Source organism: Kribbella sancticallisti, assembly GCF_039530625.1.
Classification (GTDB): domain Bacteria; phylum Actinomycetota; class Actinomycetes; order Propionibacteriales; family Kribbellaceae; genus Kribbella; species Kribbella sancticallisti.
The window spans coordinates 95193-112204 of the sequence record NZ_BAAAOS010000053.1 but is presented as its reverse complement, the minus strand read 5'-3'; the positions used below and the strand labels follow the sequence as shown (position 1 = coordinate 112204).

Genomic DNA, 17012 nt, shown 5'->3' with positions numbered 1-17012 from the left:
CGTCTACGACCGCACACCCTGGACACCTCGCGTCGTCTAGGGTCTCGGGGTGCCGAAACTTGGGGACGCGACGACGCGGCTTGTCGTACTGCGAGGGAACTCTGGGTCGGGCAAGAGCACCACGGCGCAGGAGGTTCGGCGACGGGTCGGGCGCGGTGTTGCTTGGGTCGAGCAGGACTATCTGCGGCGGATTCTGTTTCGGGAGCATGATCGGCCGGGCGTGCCGAACATCGGGTTGATCGATCAGACGGTGCGGTATGCGCTCGGGCACGGATATCACGTGATTCTCGAAGGCATTCTTTACAGCCCGCACTATGGGGCGATGCTGCGGGAGTTGATTGCTGATCATGTCGGCGTCACGGGCGTGTACTACTTTTAGTTGCCGTTCAACGAGACGCTTCTGCGACACGCCACCAAGCCCTTGGCGAAGGTCGTCAGCCCGGAGCAGATGAAGGACTGGTACCACCCTTGCGATGTGCTGGACGTTCCGGGCGAGCAGGTGATCGACAAGTCGAGCAGCCTTGACGAGACCGTCAACCGGATCATCGGCGAGCTTGCGTGGGAGACCGGCGGATCGATAGCGCACTCGCTCGAAGACTGATCAGATTTGTTGCCGACACACTCACGGCAGCGTCTGGGACACGACGGAAACGGTCGCTGCCACCTGGCCGTCTGTCCGGGTGAGGATCTGGATGGGCATGCCGGGGAGGTCCTTGGCGAACCAGAAGACCTCGTCGGTCGCGCCGTCGTGAACCGTGTAACGCAGGCAGTCCAGTTCGCCGAGGGCGGTCTCGATCCGCTCGGGCTCGATCGTCGTGGCGTCGGCGGGGAACGAGGCGTGGGCCTGCAGTTCTCGCCACGTCACGTGGCTCACCTCTGGTTCGCCGAGCAGAGAGCCGTCGAGCGACAGTCGGTATCGCTCCATGGTGGCGCCGGCTTCGTCGGTCTCGACAAACCGACTGACCCGGTGGAACGGAGTCTCGCCCACCACCTCAACCTGAAGGCGGATCGCTCGTCCAGCCGGACAGCCGGCACGGATCTCGTCCGCAGTGAACGGCGTAGGCGCGTGCCCGGGCGAAAGCACGTGCGGATCTTGCGTCTCCCCTGTCATGAACCCTCCTCCGGCGGCGCCACACAATGCAGCACGCGCGCCCCGAAGGCTTCTTGATAGAAGCCGCCGCCCCGGTCAAGCAAAGGCTGGTCACCTAGGTGCGGCAGGCATCTAGGGTGAGGTGTGGAGTATTTCGTGTACGGGCGTGATCGTGTGGGGGCCTTTCCGCTCAAGGTGAGGTTGAAAGAAGAGCACTGGGGCTTCATGGATGGGTACGGCGAGGTGTTGGTTGCTCGTGGCCCCACGATGACGGATGACAGTGATGAGGCCGAGTCGACGGGCAGTATGCACATCGTGGAGTTGGTAGATGCCGAGGCTGCTCGCGCGTTCGCCTATGACGAGCCGTACTACCGGGCCGGGGCGTTCGAGTCGGTGCTGTTGTGTCGCTTCGACAACGCCTTGGGCCGCACGATGTGGGACTTCGCCGATGCAGTCGAGGACTACAACCGGTACCTGGTGATCTCGATGGGTGAGGCCGGTGCCGCGCCGGTCGTGTCGAAGCACGTGATTCTGTACGGCGACCTGCTCGGGCTGGACGACGAGGCACCGCTCGGTCGGGTTGCGCTCGTCGAAGCCCCCGACCAGGAAGCCGCGGCGTCCGTACTGCCGGCCGGCAGCGGCGGTCGTACGGAGGTCCATCTCTGGTACTTCGGCGGCCGACCCTCTCAGGGCTGACCGTCAGCGGCGGACGCGGAAGCGAAGGTGGATGACTCCGCCTTCTCCTTCGAGCACCCTGACCCGCTCCAGTTCGCGCTGCTCGAGGCCGAGGTGTTCGATCCGCCGCCGGTGCCCGCGGAGGGCGGTCCGGGGCAGGGCTGGTCAGAGCAGGAACCAGTAGTTGACCGTAGGTCCCTGGGAGGCGAGGTCGCCGCCTAGGGACTCGTAGAGGGTGCGGGCGGGGATGTTGTCCGCGCCCGTGGTCAGGAACATCTTGGTGGCGCCGGTTTCCGCGCCTGCCTTCAGGAAGGCGGTGACGAGGTCTCGGCCGATTCCCTGGCGGCGGTACGCGGCGTCCACCTCGAGTTGGTGCAGATACAGCATCGTCGAGTCGTCCGGGCGGGCGAGTTGATAGCCCCAGCACCACCCGGCGATCTCCGGGCCGGCCCAGGCGATGAAGGTGATGGTGGCGGGTGAAGACGCGTAAGCTCCGCCGCCGGTCTCGACCTTCATGAACTTGCGGACCGCCCGCTCGATCGAGGCGGGGTCGGCCAACTCAATCCGAACGCTCATCCGGCCATCATGTCCTGCCGGCCCGTCGCCGAGGTTCGAGGATCAGAGAGCGAGCACCTCAGGTCGGGATCCAGGTCGGCCACCAGGGCGGAACGTTGCCGGGGCAGATGCCCGGCGCGGTGGCCGGCGTACCGGCCCAGGAGTACAGCGCCAGGTCGGCGATGGCGATCGCGATGGCGGCGGCCAGGAGTGGGGTGAACAGCCCCTTGCCGCTCTTGGACACGCGGTACACGAGGTGGAAGAGGAGGACGTTCACCACCACGGACACCGGCAGGCCCACGAAGAGCAGGGTGGGGCCGTTGGCGATCTTGCCGATGTCAACCTGGCACACGTCCCAGGTCCGCCTGGTCAGCGTCAGCAGTCCGAGCGCCGCGCCGCCGCCGACCACCCAGGCCAGGAACGTCTCGCCCCGGCTTCCCTTCGAAATCGCCATGTCGTCACGGTATGTGCTCGCGGGTCCCCGGGCCCAGTTACGCGCGCCGGTCGGCCGGTACCTGACCTGGATCGGCGAGGTTGCTGATCAGTGCGGTGGACTTGCCGGTCAGTACGGCGGCCGCGCGCCGCTTGACCATCGGCAGCGCGATGAATCGGAGCATGAGCCGGCGCAGCGCCAGCCGAAGGCGTGACTCAGGCAGGAACCACCCCGCGCCCGCGCGACCTGCCGCCTGCTTCTCCTCGGCGATCGGCCGCCACAACTCCTCATAGCTGGTCAACGCCTGCTCGATCGGCTGCGGCCGGGTGAGTTGGTCGGCCAGGACATAGGCGCCCGCGATGCCGAGCGAAGCCCCCTGACCGGCGAGCAGCGACACCGCGTGGCAGGCGTCGCCGATCAGTACTACACGCCCGGTGCTCCACCGCGGCATCACGATCTGCGCGACCTGGTCGTAGTAAATGTCCGGCGAAGGTGGACACCGGTCGAGCGCTTCCGGTGCGATCCAGCCGAGCCCGCCGTACGAGTGGCGCACGGCCGCCCGGAGATCCGCCGGCAGCACCGGGTTCGCCGTACGGTGAACGGTGAAGGCGGCCACTCGTCCGTCGCGGAGCGAGTAGAACCCCATCTGCCTCCCGGCGGTGTCGGTCAGGCAGAACCTGCCGCCGATCGTGGCGTGGATCTCCGGCGAGTCGAAGGTGAACGCCGCGGTGTGAAACCCCAAGTAGCGAAGGAACTCCGGCTCCTCCCCGAACACCAGCCGGCGAACGGTCGAATGGATGCCGTCGGCACCAACCACCAGATCCGCCTCGTACTGCGACCCGTCCGCCGCCGTCACCCGTACTCCGTCGCCGTGGTCGCTCACCGCGGTCACGCTGGTGTCGAACCGCAACTCAACCGCGGCGGGCAGGTGCTCACGCAGTACGCGCTCCAGGTCCGGGCGCATGATGCTCAGCAGCGGCCCGGTGGCGAACTGCTTCGGGTCGATCCGGGCCCGCCGGCGACCTCGTTCGTCGAGCAGCGTCGCCTCTTCGAGGTGGTAGGCGACCTCGCGCAGCGCGGGGAGCAGCCCCATCGCCTCGACGGCGTCGTACCCGGCTCCGAAGAAGTCGATCATGTAGCCCTGCGGCCGCGGTCCCGGCGTACGTTCCAGCACTACGACGTCGTGGCCGAGTGCAGCCAACCGATTCGCCAGCGCCAGTCCGGCGATGCCTGCCCCACAGATGACGACCTTCATGCGACCAACCTCCGCAGGACCTCGGCGGAAGACGGTTGATCCCCGCCCAGCCCGCGATGAAGCAGTACTCCGTCGACCGCGGCCGCCAGTACTGCGGCTGTCGCCTCCGGCGCGGGAACTCCGTGATCCGCGAGCCAACTCTCGAAGCGGCCGCGGAACTCGCCGAGAATCTGCGCGACCTGGTCCCGAAGGTGCTCGTCGCGGGTGGCGGCGAGGTATGCCTCGACGAAGATGAGCGAGGCTGGATCCGCGCCCGTGTAGCGGTCCACCGAGGCGAACATCGCGTCGACCGCCTCCACCGGGGTAGCCGCGCTCTCGAGGACACCCTCGACCTCGCCGAGCGCCTGCCGCATGAACCCGACGACGGCTTCGTTGAGCACCGCGGTCACCGAGGGGAAGTGGTAATGCACCACGCTCGGTGTCACGCCGGCCCGCTCAGCCAGCACCCGCGTGCTCACTGCCGTCCAGCCGCGCTCAGGAATCAGTTCGATCGCCGCGGCAAGCAGGCGCTCACGCACCTCGCGCCCTCGTGCGGCCGCTGGAGACTCCGGCATATCCACTCCCTAGGACAGTCGCCCTGTACGATCGCCCTAATTCTAGCGCGCGGACTCAACCGACGTCGAGGGCAGTCCCGTAGAGGCGGGTCGCTGGGATGGTGATGGTGAGGCGCCGGTTCTCCGGGCGAGGCTCGACGTCGTCATCGGTCAGTGCGCGGGGAGGGGCGCCGGTCTCTTGATCTGCCATGGATTGTACCGTAGCAGATCATTTTGTATCGGATGATTGTTGACCTTCGAGTGGCTTCAAGGCCGAGCATCAGGGGATGACGCTGACGCAAGAGTTGATGCAGAAGATCGGGACCGCCGTCGAGTTGGGACAGAACGGGGAGCGGCAGGCGGCGCGTGAGCAGCTCGAAGTGCTGTGGCGGGATGCGGGGGAGAACGCGTTCGCGCGCTGCACGGTCGCGCACTACCTGGCCGACGTGCAGGAGACGACCGAGAACGAACTGGAGTGGGATCTGCGAGCTCTGCAGGCGGCCGATGAGTTGACCGACGATCAGGTCGACGGGCTGAAGGTGGAGGCGCTGTCGCCGTCGCTGCATCTCAATCTCGCCGACGACTACCGGCGCCTGTCCCGGGCCGCGGAGGCGCAGCAGCATTTGGATCTCGCTCGTGGTCGGCTGGGCGTGCTGGCTGACGACGCGTACGGCGACTTGATCAGGGGCGCCGTGGATCGGGTGGAGGTCGCCTTGGAAGCCGGGTCGGTCGAGCCGCTGCCCACCAACCCGTCGAGCCGCGGATAAGGCAAGCTGGAGGAATGGAGCGGTGGCCGGCTGCGCGGTACAGGGTGGGGATCTCGGGGTGGACGTATCCGCCCTGGCGGAAGGTGTTCTATCCGGAGAAGCTGCCGCAGCGCGCCGAGCTCGGGTATGCCTCGCACCGGCTGAACTCGATCGAGATCAACGGGTCGTTCTACTCGCTGCACCGGCCGACGTCGTACCAGAAGTGGTACGACGAGACGCCGGCCGGCTTCGTCTACTCGGTGAAGGGGCCGCGGTTCATCTCGCACATGAAGAAGCTGGCCGACGTCGAGGCGCCGCTGGCGAACTTCTTCGCCTCCGGGGTGCTGGCGCTCGGCGACAAGCTCGGGCCGATCCTCTGGCAGTTGCCGCCGACGCTCGGGTTCGATCCGGACCGGCTCGAGCGGTTCTTCGAGTTGTTGCCGCGGACAACGAGCCAGGCGGAGAAGGTGGCGGCCGGGCACGACGAACGGATGGACGGGCGGGCCCTGCTGACCAGCCCGGTCGACGCTCCGGTGCGGCACGCCCTGGAGGTGCGGCACTCGTCGTACGAGGATCCTGCCTTCATCGAGGTGCTGCGCAAGCACGACATCGCGCTGGTCTGCGCGGACACCGCCGGCAAGTGGCCGATGCTCGACGACGTCACGTCCGACTTCGTGTACGTCCGGCTGCACGGCGCGGACGAGTTGTATGTCAGCGGGTACGACGACGCCGCGCTGGACCGGTGGGCCGGCAAGATCCGCACCTGGCAGTCCGGCGGCACCCCGAAGGACGGCCGCACCCTGGCCGGCCCGGCGCCACGCAAGCGGCGAGACGTCTTCGTCTACTTCGACAATGACGTGAAGGTCCGCGCTCCGTACGACGCCGAGGCGCTCGCCGCGCGGCTGGACATCCACCCGCTGGAGTACCAACTTTGACCGCACGCCTGAAGGGACGACGACGCCAGGTGGAGGCGGTGATCGCGAGCCTGACCGAGTGGGTCCGCGAGCGCGAGGATGTGGTGGGGCTCGCGGTGGTCGGTTCGTACGCCTACGGCCGACCGCGGATGGGAAGCGACGTCGACCTCGTCCTCCTCACAACCGAGCCTGACAACTACCTCCACGATCTGGCTTGGACCGGCTCTTTTGCCCGCCGGCCCCGCCTGATTCGTACTGAGCAGTGGGGTCCGATGGCCGAGCGTCGAATCCGCCTCCCCAGCGGTCTGCAGGTCGAGCTCGGCATCACGACCCCCGCCTGGCTGGCTCTCCCGCTGGACCCCGGCACCGCCAGGGTTCTCCGCGACGGCCACCGGATCCTGCACGACCCGCAGAACCTGTTCACGAAGGCCCTGGCCGAGCTTTAGTACTCCGCGCGCCGGGCGTACCGCAGTACGGGAGATTCCTTTCGCGCAGCGGGTAAGTCTGCCTGGGGAACAAGTCGTGGGGTTGAGCAGGTTGAGCTGGCAGAGTGGGGTTGGACGGGTCGTGACGAGTTGGGAGCAAGGGTGAGCATTCGAGTCGGGTACAAGGCCTCCGCGGAGCAGTTCGGGCCGAGGGATCTCGTGGAGTACGCGGTTCGGGCGGAGGAGCTCGGGCTCGACAGCGTGACGGTGTCGGACCACTTCCTGCCGTGGCGGCACGAAGGCGGGCACGCTCCGTTCGCGCTCGCCTGGATGGCCGCGGTCGGCGAGCGGACGAACCGGGTGCTGATCGGCACGTCCGTACTGACGCCGACCTTCCGGTACAACCCCGCTGTGATCGCCCAGGCGTTCGCGACGATGGGCCTGCTCTACCCGGACCGGATCATGCTCGGTGTCGGCACCGGTGAGGCGCTGAACGAGATCGCCGTCTCGGGCCGGGAGTGGCCGGAGTTCAAGGAGCGGTTCGCGCGGCTGCGCGAGGCGGTCGGGCTGATCCGCGACCTGTGGACGAAGGACGGCGTCAGCTCCGACGGGCCGTTCTACCCGACCGTTGACGCGTACGTGTACGACCGCCCGGAGACCCCGATCAAGGTGTACGTCGCGGCCGGCGGACCGGTCGTCGCGAAGTACGCCGGGCGGGTGGCGGACGGGTTCATCGCCACCTCGGGCAAGGGCATGGAGCTCTACAACGACAAGCTGATGCCGGCCGTCCGGGAGGGCGCGGAGAAGGCGGAACGCACGTTCGAGGACATCGACCGGATGCTCGAGGTCAAGGTCTCCTATGACCGTGACCCGGAGCTCGCGCTGGAGAACACCCGCTTCTGGGCCCCGCTGTCGCTGACGCCCGAGCAGAAGCACAGCGTCGACAGCGCGACCGAGATGGAGCGTCTGGCCGACGAACTCCCGATCGAACAGGTCGCGAAGCGCTGGATCGTCGCCTCAGACCCCGACGAGGTGCTCAAGCAACTGCAGCCGTACCTCGACGCCGGCTTCAACCACCTCGTCGTCCACGGCCCGGGCCACGACCAGGAGCGCTTCCTCACCCAGTTCACGGCTGACGTCCTACCGCTGATCCGCAAGCTCGGCTGACGATCCGGGCGGTACGGGACACTCCTTGCATGCAGCCATATGCGCGCGGGGAGCTTGCCGTTGTGTTGGACGTCGCCGACCTCGAGCGGGCGGCGGATTTCTGGACGGTGGTGCTTGGGTATCGGCGGAAAGGGTGGGCGTCGGGTCGGTACCTCAGCTTGGTTCCGGATAGCGACGGACCAGGGGTTGAGCTGTTGCTGCAGAAGACCGAGGACGCGAAGCACGGGAAGAACCGGCTCCATCTCGATCTGCGGACTGCCGATCTCGACGCCGAGGTCGCGCGGGTGGTCGCCTGCGGTGCTTCGGTCCTCACCTCGGAGCCGGTCGTCGAGCACGGCTGGCGGTGGCATGTGCTGGTGGACCCGGACGGCAACGAGTTCTGCGTCCTCCGACCGCCTCCTACCACCGGGTGAAAGGGACTCGCGGGGATCAGGTGGTGATGGTCACCGGGCGTTGGGGGGTCTGGAGGGGGTCGGAGACCAAGCGGGCGTGGCGTTCGACGTCGAAGCGGGTGCCGTCGTAGGCGAGGCGTTGGCGTTCCAGGCCCTCGAAGAGGAAGCCGGCGCTGGCTGCCACGCCGCAGGACGCCGGGTTGTTGGTGCGGTGTCCAAGCTCCAGCCGGTACAAGCCCGCGTCGTGGTGGGCCCAGTCGACGAGGGCGCGCAGGGCGTCCCGCGCGACTCCCTGGCCGCGGACGTCGGCGATGGTCCAGTACCAGGTCCAGCCGACCTGGTGCCGGTCGATGTTCGTCACCGCGACGCACCCGATCGGGTGATCGTCGGCATCCGCGACGGCGTACACGTGTCCGTTGTCCAAATCCGCCACCCGGCCGATCCAGTCGACCGCGCTGGCGGTGTCGCGGATACCGCCCTGGTTCACCATGTCGGGGTCCCGATGCGCGTCGGTCAACCGCAACGCATCCGCCACGCGCCAACGCCGCAGATCCAGCCTCGCCAGGTCATACCCCATCCATCGAGGCTACCGCCGCACGCGCTCGAGCAAACCCCCGTACGGCGCGTACGCGGACACTAGGGTTGGGGCATGAGATTCCTCGACTTCACGGATCAGGTTGTTCTTGTCACCGGGGCGAGCAGTGGCATCGGGGCCGCGGCCGCGGTGGGGTTCGGCGAGGCCGGGGCCCAGGTCGCGTTGCACTACCACCACAACGAGGACGGCGCCCGGCACACGCAGCACGCCGTGAGCACCGCCGGTGGTACTGCGACCGTCCACCAGGCCGACCTGGCCGACCCGGAGTCGGCAGCGGCGCTCGTCGACGAAGTACTCGCACGGCACGGGCGCATCGACGTACTGGTGAACAACGCTGGTGACCTGGTCCGGCGCTCGGCCGTGGTCGACGTACCGGACGAGGAGTTCCGCCGGATCCTGGACGTGAACCTGACCTCGGTGTTCGCGATGAGCCGCCGGGTGGTGCCGGTGTTCCGCGCCCAGGGCGGCGGCGCGATCGTCAACGTCACGTCCATCGCCGGCCGGCACGGCGGAGGGGGCGGCTCGGTCGTCTACGCGACCAGCAAGGGGGCCGTCAGCACCTTTACCCGCGGCCTGGCGAAAGAGCTCGCCGCGGACAACATCCGCGTCAACGCGATCTCACCGGGCGTCATCAAGACCCCGTTTCACGATCGCCACACCGCCGAGCCGCAGTTGCAGACGATGCTCGCCACCATCCCGATGGGCCGCGCCGGTACGCCGCACGAATGCGTCGGCACCATCCTCTACCTGGCCTCCGACGCCATGAGCAGCTACGTCACCGGCCAGATCGTCGAGGTCAACGGCGGCCAGTTGATGCCGTGAGTCAGCGATCCGTGTGCCGACCGCTGGTTGTCTCGAGCAACCGGCGGTCGGGGCGGAACAACGCGTTGTGGTCGAAGACCCGTCCGCTGTGGCGGTACCCGAGCCCGTCCAGTACGTCGTACAGCCGGCGCCGCTGGTCCTCGCGCTTGTCCTCGACCAGTACCGCGCGCGGCTGCAGCCGCGTCAGCGTCCGGGTGGCGCCGCCGAGCGCGGCTGATTCCGAGCCCTCGATGTCGAGCTTCACGATGTCGAGGCGCTGCAGCCCGTTCTCCCGAGCCCAGTCGTCGAGGCGGATCACCGGCACCTGCTGAACGACCAGGCCGTCGCCGTACAGGGACCGGACCCCGACGTCCGCCGCGTCATACCGGTTGTCGGCCCGCAGTTCGGCCTGGTGCTTCCACTCGCCCAGCGCTGCGGGGACGGTCTCGATGAGGTTGGCGAGATGGTTGCGCTCGGCAGCGGTTCGCAGCTTGTCGAGGCAGTCTTCGGCAGGCTCGAACGCGATCACCCGGCCGCCGCCGAACTCCCGCAGCAGCTTCGCGGCGGTCAACGTGTGCAGCCCGATGTTCGCTCCGACGTCCAGCACGACGTCGTCCGGGCGGATCTCTTCCTGCAGGAAGCGTTGCAGGGCGGGCTCGTAGCGGCCGGCGTAGTACAGGACGGCTTGCAGGTTGTCCCGCAGATCCAGCTCGAGCCGCAGCCCTTGCCGGCGTACTTCGACCGCCGGGCTCACCCAGGCAGGCGAGATCTTCACGAGCCCGGGGTTCTCATCCGCCAGCCGCGGCGAGATCCGCTTGGCAACCCGCGTCACACCGGAATCGCTGCGCCCCTCCAGCGACCCGACAACCCGGGCCACCCGCCGCGCCGCGTCGGTACCAACCCGCCGTTCGACCCCATGCGGCAGCCCCCAAAGCACCCGCCGCACCACGCCATCCCGCACGTCCATCCAGCCCCCGTACCCGGATTCCCGCCGGCCTACTCCCAGCCGGCGTCGAAATTGTCCTACAACTGACAATCAGCTGTTCAGGAGGTTTTCGAAGGGGATGGGGTCGGCGTACGGGTCGGCGACCGTGGGCTGATCGTTGCCTAGGAGGTCTACTAGTTGAGTGGCGGCACGGGCGATCCGAGCGTGGAGGTTCGCCGCGCCAGTGCCCCAATCGGAGGAGGCGGCATAGACGCCGGTGGGGACCACGACGGCCTTCAGGTAGGTGAAGAGCGGGCGGAGGGCGTAGTCCAGCACCAGGGAGTGGCGTTCGGTGCCGCCAGTAGCTGCGATCAGTACCGGCTTGCCGGCCAGCGCCTGGTCGTCCAATACGTCGAAGAACATCTTGAACAGCCCGTTGTACGACGTACTGAACGTCGGCGTCACCGCGATCAGCGCATCAGCCCGTACGACGGACTCCAGCACCTCGGCGAGTTCCTTCGACGGGAAGCCCGTGAGCAGGTTGTTCGTCAGGTCGTGCGCGACGTCGCGTAGCTCCACAACCACCACCCGGTAAGGGATCCCGCGGCCGTCCAGGTCGTCCCGGACGGCGGCGGTGAGGCGGTCGGCGAGGAGGCGGGTGGACGACGGTGTCGTCAGTCCCGCGCTCACCACGGCGATGGTGCGTTCCTTCATCGGGCAGTCCCTTCCAGGCCCACGACCTCGGGGCTCACGGTCTCCAGTGCACGGGCCCGCTCGGCCGCGGCCTTCAGGGAAGCATGCGTCGGCGCCTCCGGTACATGGGCCGGCCGCAACGAGTCGAACTCCTTGCGCAGCACGGGAACCACCTCGGAGCCCAGGATGTCCAGCTGCTCCAGCACCGTCTTCAGCGGCAACCCGGCGTGGTCCATCAGGAACAACTGCCGTTGGTAGTCGCCGAAGTGCTCGCGGAACGACAGCGTCCGCTCGATCACCTGCTGCGGGCTACCCACCGTCAACGGCGTCTCCCGGGTGAAGTCCTCCAGGGAGGGACCGTGCCCGTAGACCGGCGCGTTGTCGAAGTACGGCCGGAACTCGTTCACGGCGTCCTGCGAGTTCTTCCGCATGAACACCTGCCCGCCGAGTCCGACGATCGCCTGGTCGGCGGAGCCGTGGCCGTAGTGCTCGAACCGGCGGCGGTACAGGTCGATCATCTGCTTGGTGTGCGAGATCGGCCAGAAGATGTTGTTGTGGAAGAATCCGTCGCCGTAGTACGCCGCCTGCTCGGCGATCTCGGGGCTGCGGATCGAGCCGTGCCAGACGAACGGCGGTACGTCGTCCAGCGGCCGCGGCGTCGAGGTGAAGCCCTGCAGCGGGGTGCGGAACTTGCCTTCCCAGTCGACCACGTCCTCGCGCCACAACCGGCGCAGCAGGGCGTAGTTCTCGACCGCCAGGGCGATCCCGTTGCGGATGTCCTGCCCGAACCACGGGTAGACCGGCCCGGTGTTGCCGCGACCCATCATCAGGTCGACCCGGCCGTCGGCCAGGTGCTGCAGGATCGCGTAGTCCTCGGCGATCTTCACCGGGTCGTTCGTGGTGATCAGCGTCGTGGAGGTGGACAGGATCAGCTTCGAGGTCTGCGCCGCGATGAAGCCCAGCATCGTGGTCGGTGAGGACGGTACGAAGGGCGGGTTGTGGTGCTCGCCCTGCGCGAAGACGTCGAGGCCGACCTCTTCGGCCTTGAGCGCGATCGCGACCATCGCCTTGATCCGCTCGGCCTCGCTCAGGGTCCGGCCGGTGGTCGGATCCTGCGTCACGTCGCCGACGGTGAACACACCGAACTGCATCTCAGCTCCTTGGTCTCGTTTAGTGACTATCAAAGATTAAACTATTTGTCTGGATGAACGCCACAGCGGGCCGAGTCATTCCATCACGAGGTCTTGTCAGACCGGGTCCGTCCAGTGAAACTAGGTCCCGCCACATGAAACCCTCACCGCCCCGAGGAGCCCCATGACACTCAGCCGCCGCCTGCTACTCGGCGGAGCCGCCGCCATCCCCGTCGCCGGCCTGACCTCCGCGCTTCCCGCCACGGCCGGCCCCGCGCCAGCCGATACCGCGTCAGCCAGTACGGCGTCGGCCAGTACCGCGTCGGCCGGTGTCGCGGGAGCTTCCCGCAGACCGCGCGACCTCTCCGAGGAACTCCTCAACCAGTGGGCCGAGGCGCCCGGCACGCACCCGCTGATCCCAGACATCTCCCACGCCGGCTACCGCGGCGGGGAACGCCCACGCCGCCCGCGGGTGATCGCGCGCGTCACCGACTTCGGAGCCCGCCCAGGCAGTACTGCGGACGCCGCGCCCGCCTTCAACGCCGCCGTCCAGTACGCCGGTACGCACGGCGGCGGCACGATCCTCGTCCCGCCCGGCACCTACCGCCTGGACTCGCCGATCTGGATCCACTGGTCGAACGTCGTACTCAGGGGATCGGGCCGCGACGACACGGTCCTCCACTTCACCCGACCACTCGAGGAGTCGTACCGCCCGAACCTGCAGCCCAGCCTGCAGAGCCGATGGTCCTGGACCGGCGGCCAGATCTGGGTGATCGCACCCGAACGGAAGGCCAAGTCCGAAGCCGAGGACTTCGCCGCCTCCGAAGGCTGGCTGCTCGGCGACACGTTGGCCGAGGTGGGTGCCGCCTCCCGTGGTCAGCGCACGCTGGTGGTGTCGGATACGAGCCGCCTGGCCGCGGGCGACCTCGTAGTACTGGAAACGGACAACCCCGCAGATGCCGGCGTACTGCGGCACGTGGCTGGGGATGTCGCCGGGACCACGCAGTACGACTGGCCCGTGAAGGCGCCGCAGTTGACGACTGGTTCTGCCGGCCAGTACATCCAGTACGCCACGTTGCAGTGGCCGGTGCGGATCGAGGCAGTGCTGGGGGACCGCCTGGTGAGGTTGGCCCAGCCGCTGCGCTACGACCTGCGGCCGAGCTGGCCGTCGCGGCTTCGGGAGATCGGGCCGACCGTGCACGACGTCGGGGTGGAGTCGCTGACGATCCGGAACGAGTTGCGGCCGATGACGATCCACAACCGGCACCCAGGCGCGAACGGCCTGTGTTTCCAGGCGGTGCACGACTGCTGGGCCGACGACGTCCGGGTGGAGAACTGCGACCTGGGCTTCGGTTTCACCACCACCAAGGCTGTCACCCTGACCAACGTCGCGGTCGGCGGCCGCTCCGCGCACCACAGTTTTGCTTGCCGAATGCAATCACATGACAACCTGGTCGAGGGCTTCGAGATCGAGCCGTTCACGCAGCCGCTGCCGACCGGCGCACTCCATCACGGTCTCAATCTGGAAGGTCTGTCGGCCGGCAACGTCTGGCGCCGCGGCACGATGGCCGAAGGCACCTTCGACACCCACCGCGCGATGCCGTTCGAGAACGCCCGCACCGACATCACCTTGGCGAACAACGGCCGAGTCGGCGGCTCAGCAGCCTCCGGTCCTCTGTTCGGCGCCCGCATCGCCCACTGGAACATCCGCATCACCAGCGGCGCTCCCTACGCCATCCAGTTGGCCGACGTCGCCCCGCGAAGCATCACCGTCGGCCTCCAAGGCCTCACCGCCAACTCCAGCGGCCTCCCCCGAGACTTCGCCGGCGACCTGGAGAACGGCACGTTCCAACTAGGCGAACGGCCAGCTGTCGCCGACCTGTACACCGCCCAACGAGCCCGCCGCTGACCTCAGATCCCGGCGCGTTCGAGCAGCGGCTCAGCCTCTCGAGCGGTGATGCGCCAGGCCTCTCTGCGGAATCCGAGGACGACGCAGGCGAGGCCGGCGCTGCTCAGTAGTGCCGCCGTGACGATCAGCGGGATGCTGCCGACGAGCCCACCCGCGACCACCAGCGCCAGGCCGATCACGGCCACGCAGGCGGCCAGCGTCTGCGCCAGCGCCTTGCTCTCCCACGTCCATCGGCCACCCCGCTCGACCTCGTCGGAGAGGTTGGTGGCGAAGGCACGTAGGTCGCCGTCCCAGGGAGCGAGCTCGAGGATCCGGGCGGAGGCCTCCCGGGCCATCCGACGCTGCCGGTCGCTGGCGATGACGCGCACCTCGTAGACGGTGACGGCGAGAGACTCCTCCGTCAGCCGCCTGATCGCCCACGCCAGTTGCGTCCGGAGGTCGTTGTCCTCCGGCCTCGTGAGCAGTTCCTGCTGCAGCCGCTCGACCGCCGCGGCCGCTTCCTCGTCCGGTTGCTCAACCAATTCAAGTCCTGCCTTGTGGGCCAACCTGCCGTCGCCTACAGTGCGCTTGCGAATGCTCCGGGTAGCCTAGCGGTCCGGGCGATTCGAGCCGTTGACGACGTCTACTGGGGAGCGCTGAGTCAATCGCGTACTGGGGTTAGTTCCAGGAAGTTGGCCGTGATCGTGCTCGCCGCCAACCTGACGGCCTGTGCCATCGTCGGCACCACGTTGCTGGTCGTGCGTTCCGGCGGCGGTGGCGAGGCGAACGCGGCCGAGTCGGGATCCACCCCGGCGCCGAGCAGTACCGGCGTACCAGGGTCGGCGTCGGTCACTACTCCGACCGACCCGTCGGAGCCGACCACGCCCACGACCTCCACCCCTGCCACCTCCGCGCCCGCGACCTCGACGCCCCCGGCCGGTGAACCCGGCGTACCGGCGGGCTTCCAGGCAGTCTCCGGGCCGGCGGGAGTCACCACCTTGATCCCCGTCGGCTGGCAGGCGAAGCCCCGGGAAGGCCAGACCAGCACGCAGGCCACCGATCCGGCCGAGCCGACCAGTTTCCTGCGGTACGGCGGATCTCCGTCCCCGTCGCGGCCGCTGTTCGACGTCCAGAAGGACGGCGAGGCGGAGTTCATCACGAGGTACCCCAGCTACCAGCGGGTCGCGCTCACGCCCGGCAAGTGGCGCGGGCACGAGTCCGTCACCTGGGAGTTCGAGTTCGACGCCGAAGGCGGCCGCAAACACGTCAACTCGGTCTACTGGCGATCTGGTGGCGTCGACTACGTCCTGTACGCCTCGGCGCTGGTGACGACCTGGCCGAAGATGAAGACGATCTACACGACCGCCCTCACCTCGACCAAACCGTGATTCCCTAGTCGGGCAGGAAGACGACCTTGCCCTGCTCGACGGTGACCCCGCCGCTGAGGTCGAAGGGCGTGCTGTCGGCGTACGGGGTGCCGCCGTACCCCTTGCCGGTCAGGGTGGCCTGGCCGTCGGCGGTCGACTCCGCGACGATCTGGCCCCTGGAGCCCAGCTTCAGTTCGATGGTGGGGTACTTGTCGATCCGCCAGACCGGGCGGGTGATGTCGCTGTAGCCCATGGAGAACGGGCAGTTGTGCTCCGGTTTCGTGGCCTCGACCAGGCAGCCCTTCAGGTACTCCTTGATCTGCTTGTCCACCTCCGCCTGGGCCGTCTCCTTGATCCGCGTGACCAGGTTCGCCTCGGCGTCGTCGAAGCCGACGTCGACGGTGACCGGATCGGTCTCCAGCAGCGGGTTGTCCGCGACGTCGACGACGTAGCGCCCCGGGAACACCGTCGCCCGCAGCGACTGCTCCGGATCGGCCTCCAGCGTTGCGCCGTTGACCTGGACGGCGATCGGCGCCGACGTGGTGATCTCGAGCGACGGGCGACTCTCCGAGATGCTCCAGCCGCGGAACAGGCCGAACGACAACTCCTCGCTGCGGCGCAGGGAGACCTCGCCGGTCTTCTTGGTGTCGCCGATGGCGTAGCTGACCTTCGCGGTACGGCGCTTGCCGTCGTCGCTGTCGTCCTCGATGCCCTGCACCTTCAGGTCGGTCGGCGCGACGTACTGCTCCGACGTCAGGATGGCGGCCGTGGCGGACGAGTCGTCGCCGGTCAGATAGGACGAGGCCTTGTCGGCGTCGCGGTCGGCCAGAGCGCGGAAGTAGCCGTCGACCGGGGACTCCGGGGTGTACCAGATCCGTTGGACCACGAAGGTCATGGCGCTCAACAGGATGACGAGCGTCACGGCCACGACGGTGATGATCACCGCCCGCTGGGTCGGCTGCCACGGCTCGACGAACGGGCTGACGGGTCGGTCCGGCTGCTTTGTCTCCACCGTCATGCTTCCTCTGGTTCGGGCCGTCGCAGTACGCCGGCTCGTTGGGCTTCGGAGAGGTACTCCTGGTGCTTGGATCGGCGGGCCGCCAGGATCTGGCTGTGGTGCGCCACGGGCGGCTCGTGCCTGCAGTTCGCCAACTCGCGCCAGGCAAGCGCGGACCGCCGCAGATCGTTGTGCCAACGCACACCGTCGATCGGATTGACGGCCGCGGTGGTCAGCCAGCGATGCCAGTACCAGAACATCGTCAACTCGGTCCTGAGCCCTTCGTGCACCGGCCAACATGGCGGCAACATCACCCATGGCGAGTAGGCGTCCTCCAACCAGCCAACCCACTCCGCGAGCCGCTGCCAGGACTGCTCCCGCACCTCCTCGGTCAGCTCATCCCAGACCCACGGCGGTTTCGAGGCCATCCG

Annotated in this window: 24 protein-coding genes; 11 read left to right on the top strand and 13 right to left on the bottom strand. The window is 68.0% G+C overall.

Annotation, left to right across the window (positions count from 1 at the left end; all coding sequences use genetic code 11):
• Positions 1-49: 49 nt before the first annotated feature.
• The gene (locus ABD255_RS33145) at positions 50-379 is read left to right on the top strand and encodes an AAA family ATPase (RefSeq protein WP_344220755.1); all 330 of its coding nucleotides are present in this window, start codon (positions 50-52) and stop codon (positions 377-379) included.
• The gene (locus tag ABD255_RS33140) at positions 380-601 is read left to right on the top strand and encodes a P-loop NTPase family protein (protein ID WP_344220754.1); all 222 of its coding nucleotides are present in this window, start codon (positions 380-382) and stop codon (positions 599-601) included.
• A 21-nt stretch (positions 602-622) separates the two neighbouring features.
• On the opposite strand, the gene ABD255_RS33135 is transcribed toward ABD255_RS33140, so the two are convergent.
• On the bottom strand, positions 623-1111 hold the full coding sequence (locus tag ABD255_RS33135) for a hypothetical protein (RefSeq protein WP_344220753.1): 489 nt from the start codon (positions 1109-1111) through the stop codon (positions 623-625).
• A 123-nt stretch (positions 1112-1234) separates the two neighbouring features.
• Here ABD255_RS33135 and ABD255_RS33130 point away from each other — a divergent pair, with 123 nt between their 5' ends.
• The gene (locus ABD255_RS33130) at positions 1235-1786 is read left to right on the top strand and encodes a YciI family protein (RefSeq protein WP_344220752.1); all 552 of its coding nucleotides are present in this window, start codon (positions 1235-1237) and stop codon (positions 1784-1786) included.
• Positions 1787-1930: 144 nt separating this feature from the next.
• Here ABD255_RS33130 and ABD255_RS33125 read toward each other — a convergent pair whose 3' ends face one another.
• Genes ABD255_RS33125 through ABD255_RS33105 form a run of 5 tightly spaced genes read right to left on the bottom strand, consistent with a single transcriptional unit; the run spans position 1931 to position 4752 of the window.
• Positions 1931-2341 carry a GNAT family N-acetyltransferase gene (locus ABD255_RS33125; RefSeq protein WP_344220751.1) on the bottom strand — a complete coding sequence of 137 codons (411 nt, stop codon included), beginning with the start codon at positions 2339-2341 and terminating at the stop codon, positions 1931-1933.
• Positions 2342-2399: 58 nt separating this feature from the next.
• The gene (locus ABD255_RS33120; RefSeq protein ID WP_344220749.1) at positions 2400-2774 is read right to left on the bottom strand and encodes a hypothetical protein; all 375 of its coding nucleotides are present in this window, start codon (positions 2772-2774) and stop codon (positions 2400-2402) included.
• Between the two features lie 37 nt (positions 2775-2811).
• On the bottom strand, positions 2812-4008 hold the full coding sequence (locus ABD255_RS33115) for an FAD-dependent oxidoreductase (protein ID WP_344220748.1): 1197 nt from the start codon (positions 4006-4008) through the stop codon (positions 2812-2814).
• Entirely contained in the window at positions 4005-4562 is a 558-nt protein-coding gene (locus ABD255_RS33110) for a TetR/AcrR family transcriptional regulator (RefSeq protein ID WP_344220747.1), read from the bottom strand. The genes ABD255_RS33115 and ABD255_RS33110 overlap by 4 nt, the downstream gene beginning before the upstream one ends.
• A gap of 55 nt (positions 4563-4617) precedes the next feature.
• Positions 4618-4752 (bottom strand): hypothetical protein, encoded by a 135-nt coding sequence (locus ABD255_RS33105; protein WP_344220746.1) that lies wholly within the window; start codon positions 4750-4752, stop codon positions 4618-4620.
• Between the two features lie 76 nt (positions 4753-4828).
• Between ABD255_RS33105 and ABD255_RS33100 the strand changes: the two genes are divergently transcribed.
• The 5 genes from ABD255_RS33100 (at position 4829) to ABD255_RS33080 (ending at position 8206) form a co-directional block, all read left to right on the top strand.
• Positions 4829-5308, top strand: a complete 480-nt coding sequence (locus tag ABD255_RS33100) for a hypothetical protein (protein ID WP_344220745.1) — start codon at positions 4829-4831, stop codon at positions 5306-5308.
• 14 nt (positions 5309-5322) lie between these two features.
• On the top strand, positions 5323-6222 hold the full coding sequence (locus ABD255_RS33095) for a DUF72 domain-containing protein (protein WP_344220744.1): 900 nt from the start codon (positions 5323-5325) through the stop codon (positions 6220-6222).
• Positions 6219-6647 carry a nucleotidyltransferase domain-containing protein gene (locus ABD255_RS33090; protein WP_344220743.1) on the top strand — a complete coding sequence of 143 codons (429 nt, stop codon included), beginning with the start codon at positions 6219-6221 and terminating at the stop codon, positions 6645-6647. The genes ABD255_RS33095 and ABD255_RS33090 overlap by 4 nt, the downstream gene beginning before the upstream one ends.
• 141 nt (positions 6648-6788) lie before the next feature.
• A complete protein-coding gene (gene fgd / locus ABD255_RS33085; protein WP_344220742.1) occupies positions 6789-7793 on the top strand; it encodes a glucose-6-phosphate dehydrogenase (coenzyme-F420) in 1005 nt (334 codons plus the stop codon).
• Between the two features lie 29 nt (positions 7794-7822).
• Positions 7823-8206, top strand: coding sequence for a VOC family protein (locus ABD255_RS33080; RefSeq protein ID WP_344220741.1), 384 nt, complete (start codon positions 7823-7825; stop codon positions 8204-8206).
• A 16-nt stretch (positions 8207-8222) separates the two neighbouring features.
• On the opposite strand, the gene ABD255_RS33075 is transcribed toward ABD255_RS33080, so the two are convergent.
• Positions 8223-8762 (bottom strand): GNAT family N-acetyltransferase, encoded by a 540-nt coding sequence (locus tag ABD255_RS33075; RefSeq protein ID WP_344220740.1) that lies wholly within the window; start codon positions 8760-8762, stop codon positions 8223-8225.
• Positions 8763-8834: 72 nt separating this feature from the next.
• On the opposite strand from ABD255_RS33075, the gene ABD255_RS33070 reads away from it, so the two are divergent.
• Positions 8835-9602, top strand: a complete 768-nt coding sequence (locus ABD255_RS33070) for an SDR family NAD(P)-dependent oxidoreductase (protein ID WP_344220739.1) — start codon at positions 8835-8837, stop codon at positions 9600-9602.
• A gap of 1 nt (position 9603) precedes the next feature.
• Here the strand turns inward: ABD255_RS33070 and ABD255_RS33065 are convergent, their stop codons facing one another.
• The 3 genes from ABD255_RS33065 to ABD255_RS33055 form a co-directional block, all read right to left on the bottom strand.
• A complete protein-coding gene (locus tag ABD255_RS33065) occupies positions 9604-10548 on the bottom strand; it encodes an FkbM family methyltransferase (protein ID WP_344220738.1) in 945 nt (314 codons plus the stop codon).
• Positions 10549-10617: 69 nt separating this feature from the next.
• Complete coding sequence (locus ABD255_RS33060) at positions 10618-11220, bottom strand: FMN reductase (RefSeq protein ID WP_344220737.1); 603 nt, start codon at positions 11218-11220, stop codon at positions 10618-10620.
• Positions 11217-12350, bottom strand: coding sequence for an LLM class flavin-dependent oxidoreductase (locus ABD255_RS33055; protein ID WP_344220736.1), 1134 nt, complete (start codon positions 12348-12350; stop codon positions 11217-11219). The genes ABD255_RS33060 and ABD255_RS33055 overlap by 4 nt, the downstream gene beginning before the upstream one ends.
• A gap of 163 nt (positions 12351-12513) precedes the next feature.
• Here ABD255_RS33055 and ABD255_RS33050 point away from each other — a divergent pair, with 163 nt between their 5' ends.
• Positions 12514-14238 carry a glycosyl hydrolase family 28-related protein gene (locus ABD255_RS33050; RefSeq protein ID WP_344220735.1) on the top strand — a complete coding sequence of 575 codons (1725 nt, stop codon included), beginning with the start codon at positions 12514-12516 and terminating at the stop codon, positions 14236-14238.
• A gap of 2 nt (positions 14239-14240) precedes the next feature.
• Here the strand turns inward: ABD255_RS33050 and ABD255_RS33045 are convergent, their stop codons facing one another.
• Positions 14241-14759 carry a hypothetical protein gene (locus ABD255_RS33045; protein WP_344220734.1) on the bottom strand — a complete coding sequence of 173 codons (519 nt, stop codon included), beginning with the start codon at positions 14757-14759 and terminating at the stop codon, positions 14241-14243.
• A gap of 156 nt (positions 14760-14915) precedes the next feature.
• Here ABD255_RS33045 and ABD255_RS33040 point away from each other — a divergent pair, with 156 nt between their 5' ends.
• Entirely contained in the window at positions 14916-15605 is a 690-nt protein-coding gene (locus tag ABD255_RS33040; RefSeq protein WP_344220733.1) for a hypothetical protein, read from the top strand.
• Between the two features lie 4 nt (positions 15606-15609).
• Here ABD255_RS33040 and ABD255_RS33035 read toward each other — a convergent pair whose 3' ends face one another.
• Both ABD255_RS33035 and ABD255_RS33030 read right to left on the bottom strand, forming a co-directional pair.
• Positions 15610-16602 carry a hypothetical protein gene (locus tag ABD255_RS33035; protein WP_344220732.1) on the bottom strand — a complete coding sequence of 331 codons (993 nt, stop codon included), beginning with the start codon at positions 16600-16602 and terminating at the stop codon, positions 15610-15612.
• On the bottom strand, positions 16599-17009 hold the full coding sequence (locus ABD255_RS33030) for a hypothetical protein (RefSeq protein WP_344220731.1): 411 nt from the start codon (positions 17007-17009) through the stop codon (positions 16599-16601). The genes ABD255_RS33035 and ABD255_RS33030 overlap by 4 nt, the downstream gene beginning before the upstream one ends.
• Between the last annotated feature and the right edge of the window lie 3 nt (positions 17010-17012).

Excerpts from the sequence above, each read along its gene's own strand:
- ABD255_RS33135 (WP_344220753.1), bottom strand. The coding sequence starts at position 1,111 with ATGACAGGGGAGACGCAAGATCCGCACGTGCTTTCGCCCGGGCACGCG.
- ABD255_RS33125 (WP_344220751.1), bottom strand. The coding sequence starts at position 2,341 with ATGAGCGTTCGGATTGAGTTGGCCGACCCCGCCTCGATCGAGCGGGCG.
- ABD255_RS33120 (WP_344220749.1), bottom strand. The coding sequence starts at position 2,774 with ATGGCGATTTCGAAGGGAAGCCGGGGCGAGACGTTCCTGGCCTGGGTG.
- ABD255_RS33115 (WP_344220748.1), bottom strand. The coding sequence starts at position 4,008 with ATGAAGGTCGTCATCTGTGGGGCAGGCATCGCCGGACTGGCGCTGGCG.
- ABD255_RS33110 (WP_344220747.1), bottom strand. The coding sequence starts at position 4,562 with ATGCCGGAGTCTCCAGCGGCCGCACGAGGGCGCGAGGTGCGTGAGCGC.
- ABD255_RS33105 (WP_344220746.1), bottom strand. The coding sequence starts at position 4,752 with ATGGCAGATCAAGAGACCGGCGCCCCTCCCCGCGCACTGACCGATGAC.
- ABD255_RS33100 (WP_344220745.1), top strand. The coding sequence starts at position 4,829 with ATGACGCTGACGCAAGAGTTGATGCAGAAGATCGGGACCGCCGTCGAG.
- ABD255_RS33095 (WP_344220744.1), top strand. The coding sequence starts at position 5,323 with ATGGAGCGGTGGCCGGCTGCGCGGTACAGGGTGGGGATCTCGGGGTGG.
- ABD255_RS33080 (WP_344220741.1), top strand. The coding sequence starts at position 7,823 with ATGCAGCCATATGCGCGCGGGGAGCTTGCCGTTGTGTTGGACGTCGCC.
- ABD255_RS33075 (WP_344220740.1), bottom strand. The coding sequence starts at position 8,762 with ATGGGGTATGACCTGGCGAGGCTGGATCTGCGGCGTTGGCGCGTGGCG.
- ABD255_RS33070 (WP_344220739.1), top strand. The coding sequence starts at position 8,835 with ATGAGATTCCTCGACTTCACGGATCAGGTTGTTCTTGTCACCGGGGCG.
- ABD255_RS33065 (WP_344220738.1), bottom strand. The coding sequence starts at position 10,548 with ATGGACGTGCGGGATGGCGTGGTGCGGCGGGTGCTTTGGGGGCTGCCG.
- ABD255_RS33060 (WP_344220737.1), bottom strand. The coding sequence starts at position 11,220 with ATGAAGGAACGCACCATCGCCGTGGTGAGCGCGGGACTGACGACACCG.
- ABD255_RS33055 (WP_344220736.1), bottom strand. The coding sequence starts at position 12,350 with ATGCAGTTCGGTGTGTTCACCGTCGGCGACGTGACGCAGGATCCGACC.
- ABD255_RS33050 (WP_344220735.1), top strand. The coding sequence starts at position 12,514 with ATGACACTCAGCCGCCGCCTGCTACTCGGCGGAGCCGCCGCCATCCCC.
- ABD255_RS33035 (WP_344220732.1), bottom strand. The coding sequence starts at position 16,602 with ATGACGGTGGAGACAAAGCAGCCGGACCGACCCGTCAGCCCGTTCGTC.
- ABD255_RS33030 (WP_344220731.1), bottom strand. The coding sequence starts at position 17,009 with ATGGCCTCGAAACCGCCGTGGGTCTGGGATGAGCTGACCGAGGAGGTG.